The organism is Mangrovibacterium marinum (genome assembly GCF_003046625.1).
Lineage (GTDB): Bacteria > Bacteroidota > Bacteroidia > Bacteroidales > Prolixibacteraceae > Mangrovibacterium > Mangrovibacterium marinum.
Genome location: NZ_QAAD01000006.1, coordinates 89,357 through 106,561 on the forward strand (window position 1 = coordinate 89,357; position 17,205 = coordinate 106,561).

The following is a 17,205-nucleotide window of genomic DNA, read 5'->3' on the forward strand; positions in this document are numbered from 1 at the left end:
TAATTTTTAAATTGAGAAATCTTGAAAATCAAGAAAATTTTAGTATCGCAACCCAAACCTGCAACTGCAAAATCCCCTTATTTTGATTTAGCCGAAAAAATGGGTGTTCAGGTGGATTTCAGACCTTTCATTCAGGTTGAAGGCGTCTCTGCGAAAGAATTTCGGCAGACGCGAATCCAGATTTTGGACCATACGGCAGTTATTTTTACCAGCCGTACAGCAATTGACCACTTTTTCAGAATTTGTCAGGACCAACGGATAACCGTTCCTGATACCATGAAATATTTCTGTATCTCGGAAGCTACTGCTTTCTATTTGCAGAAGTATATCGTTTATCGTAAACGTAAAATTTTCTATGGTACCGGTGTGTTCTCCAGTGTGACTGACTTGATGAAAAAGCACAAGGATGACAAATACCTTGTTCCTCTCTCGCACATTCATAAGCAAGAAATTCCGCAATTACTGGATAAAGGAGGCTTTAAATACACCAAAGCAATTCTTTATCGGACGGTTAGCAGTGATTTGTCGGATTTGAAAGATGTGAACTACGATATTTTAGTGTTCTTCAGCCCTTCGGGGATCAAGTCGCTGAAAACAAATTTCCCGGAATTCGAGCAAAACAACACCAAAATCGCTTGTTTTGGTCCAACAACAGCCAGTGCCGTGCGCGACGCCGGTTTGCGGTTGGATATCGAAGCGCCGACGCCTCAGGCACCGTCAATGACCATGGCTCTGGAGCAGTTTATTAAAAAATACAACAAAGCGAAGTAATTATTCCAATCGATACAGGTATAATGAGGGGAAGTTAATTCCCCTTTTTTATTGTATTTTCGTTGAGCTATGGGTGAATTTTGTCTTTCGAAAAGTGACCGGCTTCACAGCAAAAAGCTGATCGGCGAATTGTTTGAGCAAGGGGAGTCGTTTTTTGTTTTTCCGCTTAAGGTCGTGTTTTTGAAAGCCAGCTTTGACGATGGCAAAGCCGTAAAGGCCGCCTTTTCGGTCTCAAAGCGTAACTTCAAACGCGCCGTAAAGCGCAATTACCTGAAACGATTGATGCGCGAAGCCTATCGGCTCAATCGTCCTGCCTTAAGCTCGTTTCTGGATGAACGGGGAGAGCAGCTTAGCGTCATGTTTATTTATGCGGCTAAAGAGCTACGTGATTATCAAACGGTTGAAAAGGGAATGCTAAAAGCTCTTGACAAACTGAAATTGATGCTTGGCGATCCGGAATAAAAAGAAACGAATTTCAATAGATCGTTAGATTTTCAGGTTTTAGACGATCAGACATTTGTAATGCCTTAGTTTAGCGTGTTTTGTCAATCAGTAGGCCATCTTGTAAGACAGGGGAGCCCAAGTGGTTATAGGAGTTTAATGAACTATTCTTAAAACTTATCGACTTCTCGGGAAACCAGCCTTCTGGTGGCGAATGTTGTCGCGACTCGAGGACTTTGTTCTGATCGGTATTCACAAAAAACATTCATGATTCCCGGGAATCACCAACAGGAATGAAAGTTTAGGATTCTTTCAACTATACTGTTGTCGTTGTTTTCACAAGTTGCCGGGTTGTCGTTCCTCGTCTAGTCAAAAACAGTTATTGGCATTGCAACTTAGCGCCTCTGCGGAGTGAGACTTTCACAAAAAAGGACCACCTTTTCGGTAGTCCTTCTTCATAAATTTATGATCCTCAAATTATTCGGCATCCATGATTTCGGTTTGCATACGCACCGAGTCTTCGTGGATTAACTGGAAGAGAATTTTCACGAAAACAGGATCCAGCTCCATTTTTTCGCCGGTTGCAACACGTTTGTTCATCAGTTCAGTCCAACGGCTGATTTGCAATGCCGTAACGTTGTTTTCCTTTTTGTACTGACCAATTTCGCGAACAATATTCATGCGCGACGACAAAATCTCCAACAGCTCGGTGTCCAGCGAATCGATGCGGTTACGCAGTACTTCCAGCTGGTTTTCAAATTGTTTATTATCAACCGACACGTTGCGGATTACCAGTTTGTCCAACATTTTGAACAGGTCGGCCGGGGTTAGTTGTTGTCCGGCATCGCTCAGTGCACATGAGGGATCGCGGTGCGATTCAACCATCAGTCCGTCCATACCCATATCGAATGCTTTTTGAGCAACCTCGAACAGGTATTCCCGTTTTCCGGCAATGTGGCTGGGGTCGCAGATAACCGGTAAGTTCGGCATTAAACGACGCAGCTCGATGAAGGTTTTCCAGTTGGGGTAGTTGCGGTATTTGGTTTCGCGGAAAGGAGTGAAACCACGGTGAATACCAACCATGTTTTTAATGCCTGAGCGACTCAAACGCTCGAAAGCTCCCATCCACAGTTGGACGTCCGGGTTTACCGGGTTTTTAACCATTACGGTAGCGTCGGTTCCTTTCAAAACGTCAGCAATCTCCTGCACCACGAAAGGGCTTGCTGTTGAACGCGCACCAATCCAAAGGATGTCTAATCCGGCTTTTAATGCTTCTTCGGTATGTTGAGCGTTTGCGACTTCAGTACCAACGCGTAAGCCGGTTTCCTGTTTAACCATTTTCAACCACTCCAGGCCAATCGAACCGATTCCTTCGAAGCTACCCGGGCGGGTGCGAGGTTTCCAAACACCACCGCGGTAGCCAAATACGCGGGGATCTTTAGCCAGCTGACGGGCTGTGTCCATCGCTTGTTCTTCAGTCTCCAGGCTGCAAGGCCCTGCAATTAAGAGCGGGTTGTTTAACTCGGGTAACCACTCTTTTATCGGTCTAATGTCTAATTCTGTTGCCATCTTTTTATTTGGTATAAAGTTTAATAATTTTTTCTTCGTTTTTAATTAGTGATGGGTTTGAGCCATTCAGCACTTCGCGAATTTTTGTCGCATTTTCCATCAGTTCGTACATCTTTTCTTCGTTGTTCAGGATGCTGTCCTTAAACTCGATCAGATGCTTGATATACATATCAAGTGATTCAACAATGTATTGTTTGTTGTCCTGGAAAATAGGTCCCCACATCGAAGGGGTACTTTTGGCCAGGCGAACGGTTGAGTTAAAACCACCGCTTGCCAGGTCGAAGATGATGTGGCGGTTTTCTTTGGCCATGGCCGCGTTGGCCAGTGCGTACGCTACAACGTGCGGCAGGTGCGAGATGTAGGCCGTGCTGTGGTCTTGCTCGTCGGACGACATGTAGGCAATGTTCATGCCCATACACTGGAACATTTTTTCGACCAAAGCCAGGTGTTGCGGCCCGCTTTTTTCCTGATCGCAGATGATCGTTATTTTTCCTTCGAACAGTCCTTCCAAAGCTGCTGAAGGACCTGAGTTTTCGGTTCCCGACATGGGGTGGGCGGCAATGTAGTTGCGGCGGTTGGGGTGGTTTTCAATGGCTTCGCAAATGCGCAGCTTGGTTGAGCCCAGGTCGGTAACCGTTGTGCCCGGTTGAATCATATCCAGAATTTGGGGCAGCAGCCGGCGGATTTTGTCGACCGGAATGGCAACCACCACCAGGTCGGCTTGCGCAACGGCCTGTTGTAGAGGAAGAACTTCATCGACCAAATTGATTTCAAGGGCTTCGGCTGCGTGCTTCTCACTGGCATCAACGCCAATCAGGTGGGTGGCAAAGTGAGCCTTGCGCAAGTCCCTGGCAACCGATCCGCCGATGAGTCCTAATCCGATAATCGTTACATTCATGTTTGGTTTATTTCAAAAAAAAAGGTCCCGAAAAAATTCGGGACCTTCTAGTATTTTTATTTGCTTTTGACAATACAATTACTGTTCGACCCCGTTTGCTGAAGTGAAGTAATAAAACCAGTAATAAAATGTATTGTTTGAAAGCATTTGTTTCTGTCTAATTTGTTGACAAAGATAGAGATTTATTTTAAAATCAAAATTAATCCTTGTTTTTGTTGTTAATTTTTAATTCCGGCAAGTCGAAAAACGGAAAATCAATAGCCGTTTTGCTCTGGCGCCTGGTTATTGCCGGATAATTTTTTGACTGAAGCGCTCGCCGTTTTCGAAATCCAGCACCAGAAAATAAAAGCCCGGTGTTAGCATGGACAGATCAAGTTTCTCGGTCAGCTGTTGGCTTTGCCCGTCAAATATCCCCGATTGAATTTGCTGGCCCGAAGTGGTTTGAAGCTGATAGCGGATTTTTCCGGGAGCTGTTGCCAGGTTGGCCTCGATGAAAAGCTTACTTTTTACCGGGTTTGGGTAGAAGCTGAAGGTCCCGGATGAGGCGAGCATTGTTTCCGAGGCTGTTTTGGGATCCTGGATCACTAAATCGTCGATCACCCAGCCCCAGCCGTTTACAAAGGGATCGGAATAGAGTCGGAACCGAATATAGACAGTTTGTCCGGCGCTGAAGTTGCCGTTTTCAGTGAGGTTGATCTCGTGGGGGAGCAGCAAATCGGATCGCCCAACGGTGGAACTCTCGTAAGCTGAAAGCCATGGGCTGTTCTGGCCCGCATCATAACCATCAGTCAGCGGCAGCCAGTTTGTCGTTCCATCCAGCGAGCCTTCCACGATCACATAATCCCAAAAATTGTCGCTGCCATAAACGGCGCCGTCATCGCCCGGTTCAACCAAAACCACTTCATTAAAATTCATTTTGCCATTTTCTTCTAAAATGATGGGGTGTTTCAGCGTGCAGCTGAGGTTATAAGACTCATCGTTGGCGTTGGGGCTTGGGTAGGGGTGCGGACTATTCAGGCTTCCGTTTTCGAAGCCTAACTCGGTCCCGATATAAAAATCAGTCGAGATGAAATCGCGGCTTGTGTTGTTAAAATCATTGCTATAGGTTGTCAGCGGAGCGTAATATCCTTCCACCGAAATGGTATAATATCCGTCGGCGGGAGAGCTGGTTGTGTTCGACTGCGATGAACTATCGGTTGCGATCAATCGGTAGCGGATTGAATCGCCATCAACCAGGTCCGAAAAGCTCAAATTGGTTTCATAGCTATCGCCGTCGGAATTGAGCGACAGGGTTTGGAAGGCCTCCTTATTTGCCGCATATTCCAGTTCGACATCCGACACAGCAATGTTGTCGCTCACCACAGCTGTTATGGCTGCCGTTTGGTTGTTTTCGAGCATGATTTTCACCGGATCGTGAGCGATAACCGGGGCCTGCTGGTCGGGACCCACATGGACATCGAAGTAGCTCTGCGGCGCATCTGCGGGAAGCCTGAACCTGCGGCCTTCGATATTTTGTGCTGTAAGGTAGTACTGAAATGTGGCGGCTTCGGTGACTGGTATTTCTGCTGAAAACAAATCGTTTGCCTGGAGCCAGGTCATGCTCAGGCTGTCAGCCGTCGAAAAATCAGCATCGGTATAAATCAGTTGCACCGAAGTGGAATCCAGCCCCTTGTCACTTACAATTGCGGCAGTTACCTCCAGCGGTGCTGAAAGCTCTTCGGTATCAGTCAGCTCCTGGTGGCTGATGGTGGTGTTAATCCAGCCTGTTTCCTCGAGCATCGTCAGTGCAATGCCGGGATCGTGTATGGCTTCCCCCTTGCCAATTGCCGGTGTCATCAAGGCATTTTCGTTATTGTAGCTCAACTCATTCAGATGATATAAACTCGATCCTTCGTCGTACGAAAGCGGCGCATACAGGCGGGGGTATGAACCGTTGAGCTTGGTTTTTGACCATTCGCCAGCGAAGTCGAGGTAGCCGGATTCGAACTCGGCCATCAACTCGGCAGAATAATTGGCAAAGATATTTTCGTCGGTAAGTTTTTGGCCATCCAGATTGATCATGAAATCGTCGAAAATGGCGGGGTGGTCAGTAGTCCAACTGTAAGCGCCGATGCCGTCGGAGGGTTCGTAGCACATTCCGTTGAATCCCAGCCCATGGGCGATCTCGTGCATCACAGTAGTCACAAAATCGTATTTGTCGTCCGGGGTTTGGCCATCGGTACCGAAATACCAGTTGGCATTGTTGCTGTTGAACTGAGCGATAATGTCGGGATCGTCGCTGCTGTTCAGCTCTTTGCCGGCTATTTTTTCTGCCAGGGCGATGGGGTAGAAGTGGTTGGCCAAGGCGGCGCTGTCGAAATTTTCCAGGTGATCGGAGGCCGTGCAGCTGCCCAGCACGTTCGATGCCAGGGGGCTCCAGTTGGCATGGATATGGATGGTAATCGGAGAACTAATCAACTGCTCCCAAAGGCTTACGGCATAGGCAAAAGCAGCTTGTGCTTCTTCCGAAAAACCCGAATAACTTACCTCGATGGTTGCAGTTTGTATGGCCGCTGATTTTAACCGGCTTTTCACCCGCGAGGGAACGTACACCCGGTTTACTTTGGCCGATGCGTAACAAAGAGGAATATGCTTGTGTTTGCTGCGGTGCTTGTTTTCAGCATGTCCTTGTTGCGGAGCCAAAAGAAACAGGATGATGATGAATGAAAAGATCAGTTTCATATCGGAACGGATGTCTTGATGATTGTGATTTACAAATTATGTAACAAATTTTTGTTTATTTTGCTCATAAAACTGAAAAATCAGTCATGATAAAAACAATTACTACTATTGTGCTTTGTTGTTTCCTTGCCGGTTTTGTTTTTGGGCAAGATGAAGAAACGAATTTTTCACAAGTTTATCGACCTCAATATCATTTTACTTCACCACAAAATTGGATTGGAAGTCCTTCGGGGGTGATTTATTCGGAAAAGGATAGTTTGTATCATCTTTTTTATGAGCAGAGCACGGTTGACGTTACGCCTGTTTATTTGAATATGGGACATGCCGTGAGCCCCGATTTGGTGCACTGGAACTGTCTGCCCGTAGCCCTTGAGCCGGACGACAATACCCGTGATTTGTACAAATGTACCATTCGCGCCGGAAGTGTTCTGGTTGATCACCAAAACAGACTGGGTAAGCAATTGGGTGATCAGCCAAGTTGGTTGATGTTTTACACTAGCGTTGAATGTGGTATTCGGCTGGCTTACAGTACCGATGCCGGCAAGAACTGGGTTAAATATGGTGGCAACCCGCTGATTCCGTTTAAAGCCGATGAAAACGCCCGGTCGCCCAAAGTTTTCTGGTACGATGCCGGCCAATGCTATGTGATGGTGCTGGCCCGTAATCCGGAGAGTTCGGATATTCCGGAAGGAATTTCATTTTATACTTCCGGGAATTTAATCGACTGGACTTACCAGAGCCACTATATTGGCCCCAAAGGAAGTCCGGATATGTTCCAATTGCCGGTCAATAATCATCTTGATGAAACCTATTGGGTTGTAACCGACTCGCTTGGCTCGTATATGGTCGGGCAGTTCGATGGAAAGCGTTTTAAGCCGGAAACAGAGCTGTTGTCGGGTGTTTCCGGGACTTTCAGGGGAGCAAAAACGTTTGCCGTAGCAGACGAGAAGGGCACATCCAGGGTGTTGCAACTGGCTTCGATTGGTGATGCACAACAACCCGATATGCCTTTTGCCGGTCAATTGTCGATTCCGGTAGAGTTGAAGCTGCGCACTTATCCCGAGGGCATACGCCTGGTGAAACAACCTATTGAAGCACTGGAGCAACTACAGCGCAAAGTAATTTCGATAACGGATAAGAATATCATCCCCGGCTTGAATAAAAACCCCATTAAACGGATTAAAGGAGATTGCTTTAGATTGAAAGGAACCTTTGGGTTGAAGTCGGTTAGCAGTTTCGGCTTTGTAATCCGGGTTGGAAAAACCGGCGAAGGAACCGAAATTCGCTACGATGCCACCCGTCAGCAATTGTTCTGTTTGGGAGCGACTGCTTCGTTGCCTCCCGAAGATGGTAAAATTAAGCTCGATATTTGGGTGGATCGTTCGTCGGTTGAAATATTTGCCAATGATGGTAAGGTGGTGATGTCGAGTGTTTTCACTCCGGTTATCGATGCCGAAGACTGTGTCCTTTACAATACCGGAGGTGAACTCTATATCGAGAATCTCGAGATCTATCCGCTCGAGTCGGTTTATGGGGAAGGGAAAAAGTAGATCTGGGGCAACAGCATTCTTCATATCCGGCTTGTGTGCACAAACATGAATGTTGCAGGCCATCGGGAGATGTCGGTGCTCAGCTTGTAGCAAGCAATCGGAGGGGGCTATTTTGCCGTGGCACTGCCCGGAATGGCCAACATTTTGCGTTCTGCTGTTGTTGCAGTTAAGAACTACGCCGTAAACATGCGGCCGTATATTTTAGAATAGTTCGTTTGGTACTTATAAGTGACTGGTGTTCAGTGTTTTGCTTGTTTGTTGCGCGATTCGTCAAAGCACTCTAAATTAAGGTATTACAAAAGTCTGATAATCGGGCATCTGAAAATCTAACGACCTCTTGTTTTAGGGAGGAGGCAAATATTTGCGCTCCTCTTTTTATCCCATCCAAAAAGTTTTAACTTCAATCTCGAATATTCAACTTCACATTATGAAGAAAAAAAAGAAAAAACGATCAGGATCACAGACGTTTAACAAGCGAAATTTGAAAAATGCAATCCTGACGATTTTTTACGATAATCCTCAAAAATCCTATAATTACAAGCAGCTGGCGGGCGAACTGGGCGTGAAAGATCCCGAGATCAGGCGCCTGGTCAGTGTGGTGCTCGACGAGCTGGCCGAGGATAACACCGTTGAACAAGTGTTCCGTGGCAAATACAAGGTAAAATCCCGTGGCGGCCAGGTTTGCGGGCATGTTGAGCTTCAGCCTCAAGGCTTCGGCCTGATTATCTCGGATGAGATAGATCAACCGGTGTTGGTTTCGCAGCGTAACCTGAACCATGCAATGGAAGGCGACAAAGTGCGTGTAATGGTGTATGCGCGTCGCAAAAAGCACCAGCTCGAGGGTGAGGTGGTCGAAATTATTGAGCGAGCCAAAACCACCTTTGTTGGTACCATCGAACGGTCGCGCAACTTTGCATTTTTGATCCCGGTCGGGAAAGTTGGCTTCGACCTGTTTATCCCGAACGAAAAGCTAAACGGCGCTGTTGGCGGACAGAAAGCAGTAGCACGGATTACAGAGTGGCCGGCACGGGCCAAAAACCCCTTTGGCGAAGTGATTGAGGTGCTTGGTAACGCGGGTGAGAACGAAACCGAGATGCACGCTATTTTGGCCGAGTACGATTTGCCATTGCGCTTCCCGGAAAATGTACTGAAAGCAGCCGAGCGTATTCCGATGGAGATTCCGCAGGACGAAATTGATAAACGCCGCGATATGCGCGATGTTACGACTTTCACCATTGACCCGGCCGATGCGAAAGATTTTGATGATGCACTTTCAATTCGGCAGTTGAAGGACGGTGTTTGGGAAGTTGGTGTTCATATTGCCGATGTGAGCCATTATGTGAAACCCAACACCATTATCGATGAGGAAGCTTATTCGCGGGCAACTTCGGTTTATTTGGTCGACCGGGTGGTACCTATGTTGCCCGAGAAGTTGTCGAACGGGGTTTGCTCATTGCGACCTGAAGAAGATAAGCTGTGTTTTTCGGCTGTATTTAAGTTGAACGAAGAGGGCGAAGTGCTGAAAGAGTGGTTTGGCCGAACCGTGATTCACTCGAACCGGCGGTTTACCTACGAAGAGGCACAGGAGATTATTGAAACCGGCGAGGGAGAGCTGAAAGAAGAAGTATTACGGCTGAATAGCCTGGCGGTTAAGCTTCGCAATAAACGGTTTAAAGAAGGTTCACTGGCCTTCGACCGCATCGAAGTGAAGTTTGAAATTGATGAGGACGGCAAACCGCTCTCCGTATTTTTTAAGGAATCGAAGGATAGTAATAAGCTGATTGAAGAGTTTATGCTGCTGGCTAACAAACGAGTGGCCGAGTCGATCGGGAAAACAAAGGGAGGAAAACAAGCCAAGACTTTTGTGTACCGTATTCACGATAAACCCGATCCGGAGAAACTGGAAAACTTCAACCATTTTATCAAGAAATTTGGTTACGATATTCAAACGACCTCGGCCAAGACTATTTCAAATTCGATGAACTCGTTGATGGAGCAGGTGAAGGGCCGAAGCGAACAGAATGTGGTGGAGACGCTGGCAATCCGGTCGATGGCCAAAGCCGAATATTCGACCCGTAACATTGGGCACTACGGACTTGGTTTTGAATACTACAGTCACTTTACATCGCCAATTCGCCGTTATCCCGATGTGATGGTGCATCGCCTGCTGGAGCGCTATCTGGATGGCGGACGTTCGGCCAATGCACAGAAATTTGAAGATTATTGCAAGCACTCGTCCGAGATGGAAAGTCGGGCTGCCAATGCCGAACGCAGCTCGATCAAATACAAGCAGGTTGAGTTTATGAAGGACAAGATCGGTGAGGTTTTCCCCGGGGTTATTTCGGGAGTTACCGATTGGGGCCTCTATGTGGAGCTGGAGAACAAATGCGAAGGAATGGTGCCGATGCGCGAATTGGACGACGATTTTTACGTTTTTGATGAGAAGAACTATTGTTTGGTTGGCAACCACAGTAAGCGGACCTACCAGCTGGGCGAGTCGGTGAGGGTCGAAATTATGCGCGCCGACTTGACGAAAAAACAACTTGATTTTAAGTTGGTTGCCGATAGTTGATTTTTGTCAATTGATTTTTGGTATAATTTATTCGAAAAAATCAGCTATCTTTATCCGCCTTAAAATCAAATTAATTAATACCTCTTTATGGTTATGAGTTCCGACACTGGTGTGAATAAAAAGGATGCCAATCGCGAGAATATTCTGAAGATTGCACAGGAAATCTTCAGTAAATACGGTTATAAGAAAACAACTTTAGACGATATTGCCAATGCCGTGCGGAAGGGCAAAAGCTCGCTGTATTATTATTTCAGCAGTAAGGAAGATTTGTTTCAGGCCGTGATTCTGAAGGAAGTTGAAATTCTGAAACGTGAGCTCGAGAAAGTAATTCTGCGCAATACGGATCCTGTTGAAAAATTGCGCGATTATATTTTAACCAAGCTAAACACCTATCGGGGATTGGCCAATTTTTACCATGCGCTCGAGAACGATGTTACCGCTATCGAGTTTATCGATAATATCAAGAATAAGTACAATCAGGAAGAAATTCGGATGATTAAACGCATTTTGATTGAAGGGGTGCGTAAGAACGCTTTTGACGTTAAAGATTTCACCTTGGTAGCTATTGGGATTACTACGGCCATTAAAGGGCTCGAGATGCCGCTGTCGGCAGGCGACTATGGCACGGTAAACCTGGAAACCGGCGTGGATAACATCCTGAAGATCCTTTGCTACGGCATTATGAAGCGCAATTAGTTTCGTGGAAAAAATGACAGTTTAGCCCGCGAGGGGCGGCTCACAAAATAGAAAAGAGGAACATTGCTGCTCCTCTTTTTTCGTTTTCAAACCAGCGTGCTGGTTAGAATGTTCGTTCGCTAAGAATTTCGCCGTTGGGCTTGTACTTTTTCCAGTTCCCCGATTTTTGCCCGTCAACATAGTTCATCTCGTAGATCAGGTTGCCGGCATCGTCCCAAATTTTCCATTCGCCGTCTTTTTTGCCATTCTTGTAATTCGCCAGTCCCACCTGTACCTTGTTTTTATTGTAAGTGATCCAGGTACCGTCCATTTCATTTTTGCTGTAATGGCGAATTTCATTTAGCTCGCCGTTTTCGAAATAGGTGCGCATTTCGCCGTCTTTTTTGCCGTTTTTCAGGTACAGGCTGAACTGCGTATGACCGTTTTCGTAAGTGCCAATATAGCTGCCCGTATAGGGTTTCGAATCGAAATAATAGATGCCTTCTTTTTCAACAATTTCCTGCGCGTTGGCTCCCAGCGCAACGAAGAAAATGAACCCCATCAATAAGAATATCTTTTTCATAGCTGTATCCTCCTGTTAATTGGTTTGTATTTCAATGTTAAGCCAAAGTTAAGTGGCGTATAAAATATTAAAGAACAATTACGATTAAATTTCATAAGCTGCCGGAAAATTTAATCCCTTATGTAAAGTCGTATTGAGGCGACATAAAAAAGCCGCCTCTGCTCTCAGAAGCGGCTGCAATCTTAAGTATATATATAAACCGTACAAAAACTAGTTTGTAGATTTCAAGCTAATCTCAATTTGTTTGTTCGAAGGGCTAACCGTAATGTTTTGCAGGCTTTTGTTTTGGTATGAAACATAGCTTGCAGAAACGTTGTAGGTTCCCGGTTTCACGTTTTCGAATGTATAGTTACCGTCAAAATCGGTGTAGGCTACCTGTGTGGTGCCTTCCAGCTTCACTTTTACACCGACTAATGCTTCGTTGGTGTTTTGGTCGATTACTGAACCGCTGAGCATGATCGTTGCGTTCACATTTACTTCAGCAGTTTGCTTGTCGTTTTTTTCCGAGGCCATTGCAAAACTAACTGCAAAAACCATCATTAGGCTTAAAACTAAATTCTTCATCTTCTTTAACTTTAGGTAGTTCAAATGTAGTTGCCGCACATTACCGGCCCGTTACAGCTGAATTAAAAATAGATTAAACGTGAGATTGCTCGGCGGAGGCTTAGGAATACAAGAAACCCCGGAATCTGCGAGGAGATTACCGGGGCTTGGGCTACATGCGAGTAACTTCTGTTACTAAAAAAGCCTTTATACTAAAGTGTTAGAAGAATGCATAGCTTACTTTCAGCTGGAATGTTGTTCCCGGGCTTAGTTTGGAGTAAAATTGCTCTTTGGCGCCGAAGTTTTTGTAGATCGCCTCTTTGTTCGAGTTTAACAGGTTGTCGATCTTCAAACCAAGCTTCCATTTTTGATCTTCACCAAATGCTTTCGAAGCGTTCAGGTTTAAGCTGTGGAAGGGAACGTTGTACACATCCGGGCGGTCGGTAATTCCCACAATCATCAGACTTTCGCCTTGGACGTTATAGTATAATCCGGCGTTTAGGCCTTTGCCAAAACCTTCGTCACTGCCATCAAACGAGATTCCGGCGTTGACGATATAAGGCGCTTGTCCGGCCATGTCGCGGTAGCGCGAAATGCTTTGTCCTGTCCGGGCATATTCCAGGCGCGATTCGTACTCGGTATCGCTCAGTTTTATTTGCGAGTGCGTGTAGGTGAAATTAACCTGGAAACTCATGTTCTTCAGTTTCTCGCTAATCGGCTTTAAGTTTTGCCGTAATTCAACTTCAGCTCCTATAACTTGTCCGTCGCCAACATTTCGAGGCTGGAACGATCCGGGTTGAATAGAGTACTGAACAAGCTCGATGGGCTTTTTAAAGCTTTTGTAGAAGGCGCCTATTGAAACGGTTTGTCCGCTGGGTTTAAACAGTTCCCAGCGTAAGTCGATATTTTGGATGTCCGTTTTTGTCAGATTACCATCCCAGTAAACAATTCCTTTGGTTTCGTTGTAATCGCGAAACATACCTCCAAAGAAGTTTCTACCGCTAATCGGGTCGAAGATTTGAGCGAAGGACAACTCCTTAAATGAAGGGCGCGCAATCGTTTTGGCATACGAGAAACGTAGGTTTTGCGCTTCGTTTAAGCTGAAAATCAGGTTTGCGGTAGGGAAGAAGTCCAGGTTGTCCAGAACTTTCTCATCATTAAACTCAATGGCATCCTGCTGTGTCTTTCCGGTATAATGTTGCAGGTATTGTTCGGCGCGCACACCTACAATTGCTTTTAGCTTCTCAAGCGGGTTGAACTCGAGCGAAGTATATCCGCCGATATTGCTCACATTGGCGTCGTAACTATTGTAGTTTACCGGGACAAACGGTGCTTCGTAAGTGGTTCCGGCACTTACTTTTCCGTTGTAAGGCCAGAGGTTTTCAGGGGCAAACAGCTCATTCGGATCACCGGTTAAAGGTACATCGCCCCGGATGTTGATGTTAAAGTCGCGGATGGCGAACGAGCGGTCTTTGTAGGTGTAGGCTCCACCGAATTTCCACTTGGCATCTTCGTTATTAATTTTGAGGCTTTTGGTAAAGTGCAAAACGCCTGCATAGCTTTTTTCTTCCAGCTCCCGCCAGATACGCTCCGGAAAGCCGGATTCGGTTCCGATGATATAGTTCCCGTCTTCAACCAAATAGCGGGTAAAACGGATATCCGGTTCGTCGATCTTTGATAAGGTTGGCGAAAGCTTCCACTCGATCTCCCAGCCCTTATCGTGGTAATTGTATTTACCCGACAGGAAAATGTTGGTCAACGCGCGTTGGCTGTATTCGATGTTGTGTTGAATACCGGAAATCGTTGTTCCGTAGTTGTTTTTATAGTAGTCGAAAATTGCCGCTTTTGATTCCCCATTTTGCAGGTGCAGGAAGTTCAAGCGGTATTTGGCCTTTTGCGATTTTAATGACAGACCGCCAAGTGCACTCCAAAGCACGTTGTTTACGCCATAATCTCCCTGTGTCAATTCGCGGGTTTCCATTTCGTTCAGGTTGACATCGGCTGATAAGCCGTAGCGGCCGTATTCAGCTCCTTCGTAATAGTCTGTATTGTTTTTGTACGAAGCTGAAACGAGGTATCCCAAATCATACTTGCCAACTTTTATTTGATTGCCTAAGGAAGCACTAAGGCCGAAATCCATGAGGCTGCGTTCGCGTGTTGCCGCCATTGTAGGATTGAACGAAGAGAGAATTTCTTTGTAGCGTGTTGCTGAACTCTCGCTGCTGATAGCATCGGTAAGGAATGGAATGTTGGTGGTTGCGGGAATATCGCGTGTGCCATCGTCAATTCCAAGCCAGTCGGTTTTACCACCCGCTGCACTCACAAAATTATTATTGAGGTGAGAGCCCGGGTTATAACCGGCACTCACGGAAAGATTACCGGTTTTGCGTACCGGGAAATCTTTAATGTTAATATCGATCACACCGCCGGTGAAGTCGGCCGGCAAGTCGGCACTGAAGGTTTTGTTCACAACCAGGTTTTCAACGATGCTGGTTGGGAAAATGTCCATTTGGATGGTGTTTCGGTCGGGATCCAGTCCGGGGATGTCCAAGCCGTTGAGAAGCGTCTTGGTGTAACGGTCGCCAAGACCCCGGACAAAGACGTATTTACCGCCTTCAACAGAGACTCCGGTAACGCGTTTCATGGAGGCTGCTGCGTCCGAGTCTCCGATTTTTTGAAGTGCTGAAGCTGAAATACCATCCAGCAGGTTGGCCGATTTCTTCTTCATGCTAAGCATGGCTGCTTCGGTGTTGCGGATGGCTTTTGCTGTAACAACAGCTTCGCCAATTTGAACGGTAGCCTCGTTCAGTTGAATATTATCCAGAACCGTTGCATCTCCTTCATTAATAATAACATCGTTGATACTTCGTGTTTGGTAAGAAATAAATGATACCCTGATTTGATAGGTTCCCGCAGGGAGGGGCAGGTTGAATTTACCGTCCAGGTCGGTAATTGTTCCTTTTGTTGTTCCTTCAGCAAAGATGGTTACACCCGGAAGGAACTCACCTGTTTTACCATCATAAACCGTTCCCCGAAAGTAGCCGTTTTGTCCGAAAAGAAGGGTTGTTAGAAAAAGAAAGACGGTAGTAACAGACAATTTTAATACTCGCATGATTGTATTTGTTCTTCGATAAATAAGTGAAAAGTGAAAACTCACAAGCCGCGGAGGCCTGTGAGTTTTATTGGATATAAAGTAATTCGGATGATTTTTCTCCTTGAGTTAGAATGCGCTTGCAGCAGAAGCCCAGGTCCAGTTGGCAAATACGGTTAAGTCAGCACCTACGGTGTTTGCACCTTCAGCAACTTCAGTAACAATAGCTTCAGCTCCCGCGAAGGCATCGGCAACACTCACTCCGGTTGGCAATGTAACTTGGAAGTTTGAGCTTGCAAATCCTAATGTGTTTGCAGCATATTTGGTATACTCTTCAACATCTTGACCGGCAGCTAAGTCGTAGAAGTAGATGTTGCTCATATTCACGTCGGTTGTTGCATCGAAGTCGATCAACCCTTGAGCGTCTTCAGCTTTACAAGTAACATTGGTGATTGTGTGGCCAGCGCCTTGGTAGGTTCCTTCCGGTCCGTCCAGCTCGAAACATTCATCGCCGGGGTTGATAACCAGTGCGTTGTTGATAACACCCGAGAATGATTGGTCCGTGTCCAATGCATCGTCACCTACGTTCCAGCAGACTACGTTTTTAACCGTTGGTTTACCACCGAAAAACTCGATACCATCGTCCTGGTTCGAAACGATTTCGATGTTTTCGATAGTTGTCGCAGAACCTACACCGCCAAGCGTCAAACCGTTGATTTCGTTTCCTTCGCCGATGTTCGCGCCACCGTGACGGATCGAAACATATTTGATGATACCTGAGTTGTCGTCGTCGTTGTCGCCACCATACAGGCCGTTAGTGTCTGTTGCAGGGATCCCTTCAATTTGTGCTTCAGTACCTGTGCTTACCGATACTTTGGCGCTACCAAGTACGATCAAACCACCCCATAAACCGTTCAGGTCAGGATCCAGATTCGGGCTGGCAATTTCTCCGGGCATGATGTTGTCGGCAACTGATGTGAAGATAATCGGAGCTTCAGCGGTACCTTCAGCATCGATCATAGAACCGCGTGCAATGATCAGGGCAGTAGCGTTAGAGCCCGTACCGGCAGCACCTTTAATTACGACACCCGGTTCGATGGTTAAGGTAGCTCCGCTGGTTACTGCTACACGTGTTTTCAATACGTATACATTACCCGTTGACCAGGTTGTGTCTTCGGTAATATTTCCGGTAATTTCAAATTCAGTTTGAACCGCTTCAACGGTCAACACAGCGGTTACTTCGTCGCTGTTTCCCTGGGCATCAACCACTGTAAGCACGACAGAGGCTGCACCTTCGGCAGTACCCACAAAGCTGACAACGATAGTTCCCGATGTCGCCGAAGAGCTGCCGTTTGTTGTAATGGTTGCGGTACCGTTTGTGGCAACAACCGATGCTGAAGCAAAACCGGCTTCAGAGGTATAGTTAAATTCCATAGCGGTTGTTTCGCCGGCAATAACCGAGCTGCTGGCAGGAACCACTACGGCCGGAGCGTCGAAGGTAGGATCATCGCTTTCGCTACATGACGTAAATAATGTAACACCTAAGAAAAGGGACATCACAAATAATAAATTCAACTTTTTCATTTTGCTAGAATAAAATTTGGTATTAAATAACTTGTACTTTTTAGCTTTTAATTATCAGCTTGTTGCTGTAATGTTTTCTTAATCTTGCTCAATTCAGCGACACTCTCCGAATGGTGGTTGTATGTGCCATTGTTTGCCTCTGAAATCTGTTGCTAAATACGAGCCTTTATGTTGCATGATGATTACAAATTATTTACTCTTGAATTA

The 17,205-nt window shown here is 46.1% G+C and carries 12 protein-coding genes; 5 read left to right on the forward strand and 7 right to left on the reverse strand.

All coding sequences use genetic code 11. The annotated features are described in order from the left end of the window. Positions 1 to 21 precede the first annotated feature (21 nt). Both C8N47_RS07360 and rnpA read left to right on the forward strand, forming a co-directional pair. Positions 22 to 771, forward strand: coding sequence for a uroporphyrinogen-III synthase (locus tag C8N47_RS07360; RefSeq protein WP_107821901.1), 750 nt, complete (start codon positions 22 to 24; stop codon positions 769 to 771). Between the two features lie 69 nt (positions 772 to 840). Beyond that, complete coding sequence (gene rnpA, locus C8N47_RS07365; protein ID WP_107821902.1) at positions 841 to 1,233, forward strand: ribonuclease P protein component; 393 nt, start codon at positions 841 to 843, stop codon at positions 1,231 to 1,233. Positions 1,234 to 1,689: 456 nt separating this feature from the next. On the opposite strand, the gene C8N47_RS07370 is transcribed toward rnpA, so the two are convergent. The 3 genes from C8N47_RS07370 to C8N47_RS07380 all read right to left on the reverse strand — a co-directional run bounded on the left by C8N47_RS07370 (position 1,690) and on the right by C8N47_RS07380 (position 6,400). Continuing rightward, positions 1,690 to 2,781: a chorismate mutase gene (locus tag C8N47_RS07370; protein WP_107821903.1), complete on the reverse strand. Its 1,092-nt coding sequence runs from the start codon at positions 2,779 to 2,781 to the stop codon at positions 1,690 to 1,692. Positions 2,782 to 2,785: 4 nt separating this feature from the next. After that, a complete protein-coding gene (locus C8N47_RS07375) occupies positions 2,786 to 3,679 on the reverse strand; it encodes a prephenate dehydrogenase (RefSeq protein ID WP_107821904.1) in 894 nt (297 codons plus the stop codon). Positions 3,680 to 3,961: 282 nt separating this feature from the next. Next, a complete protein-coding gene (locus C8N47_RS07380) occupies positions 3,962 to 6,400 on the reverse strand; it encodes a T9SS type A sorting domain-containing protein (RefSeq protein WP_107821905.1) in 2,439 nt (812 codons plus the stop codon). An 86-nt stretch (positions 6,401 to 6,486) separates the two neighbouring features. Here C8N47_RS07380 and C8N47_RS07385 point away from each other — a divergent pair, with 86 nt between their 5' ends. The 3 genes from C8N47_RS07385 (at position 6,487) to C8N47_RS07395 (ending at position 11,218) form a co-directional block, all read left to right on the forward strand. Then, positions 6,487 to 7,950, forward strand: coding sequence for a glycoside hydrolase family 32 protein (locus C8N47_RS07385; RefSeq protein WP_107821906.1), 1,464 nt, complete (start codon positions 6,487 to 6,489; stop codon positions 7,948 to 7,950). 481 nt (positions 7,951 to 8,431) lie between these two features. Next, positions 8,432 to 10,522, forward strand: a complete 2,091-nt coding sequence (rnr, locus tag C8N47_RS07390; protein WP_245915684.1) for a ribonuclease R — start codon at positions 8,432 to 8,434, stop codon at positions 10,520 to 10,522. A 93-nt stretch (positions 10,523 to 10,615) separates the two neighbouring features. Continuing rightward, positions 10,616 to 11,218, forward strand: coding sequence for a TetR/AcrR family transcriptional regulator (locus C8N47_RS07395; protein ID WP_170111328.1), 603 nt, complete (start codon positions 10,616 to 10,618; stop codon positions 11,216 to 11,218). A gap of 103 nt (positions 11,219 to 11,321) precedes the next feature. Here the strand turns inward: C8N47_RS07395 and C8N47_RS07400 are convergent, their stop codons facing one another. The 4 genes from C8N47_RS07400 to C8N47_RS07415 all read right to left on the reverse strand — a co-directional run bounded on the left by C8N47_RS07400 (position 11,322) and on the right by C8N47_RS07415 (position 16,998). After that, positions 11,322 to 11,780: a toxin-antitoxin system YwqK family antitoxin gene (locus tag C8N47_RS07400; protein ID WP_107821909.1), complete on the reverse strand. Its 459-nt coding sequence runs from the start codon at positions 11,778 to 11,780 to the stop codon at positions 11,322 to 11,324. A 210-nt stretch (positions 11,781 to 11,990) separates the two neighbouring features. Further along, entirely contained in the window at positions 11,991 to 12,344 is a 354-nt protein-coding gene (locus C8N47_RS07405; RefSeq protein WP_107821910.1) for a carboxypeptidase-like regulatory domain-containing protein, read from the reverse strand. Between the two features lie 199 nt (positions 12,345 to 12,543). Beyond that, a complete protein-coding gene (locus tag C8N47_RS07410) occupies positions 12,544 to 15,435 on the reverse strand; it encodes a TonB-dependent receptor (protein ID WP_107821911.1) in 2,892 nt (963 codons plus the stop codon). 108 nt (positions 15,436 to 15,543) lie between these two features. Next, the gene (locus tag C8N47_RS07415) at positions 15,544 to 16,998 is read right to left on the reverse strand and encodes a hypothetical protein (protein WP_107821912.1); all 1,455 of its coding nucleotides are present in this window, start codon (positions 16,996 to 16,998) and stop codon (positions 15,544 to 15,546) included. Between the last annotated feature and the right edge of the window lie 207 nt (positions 16,999 to 17,205).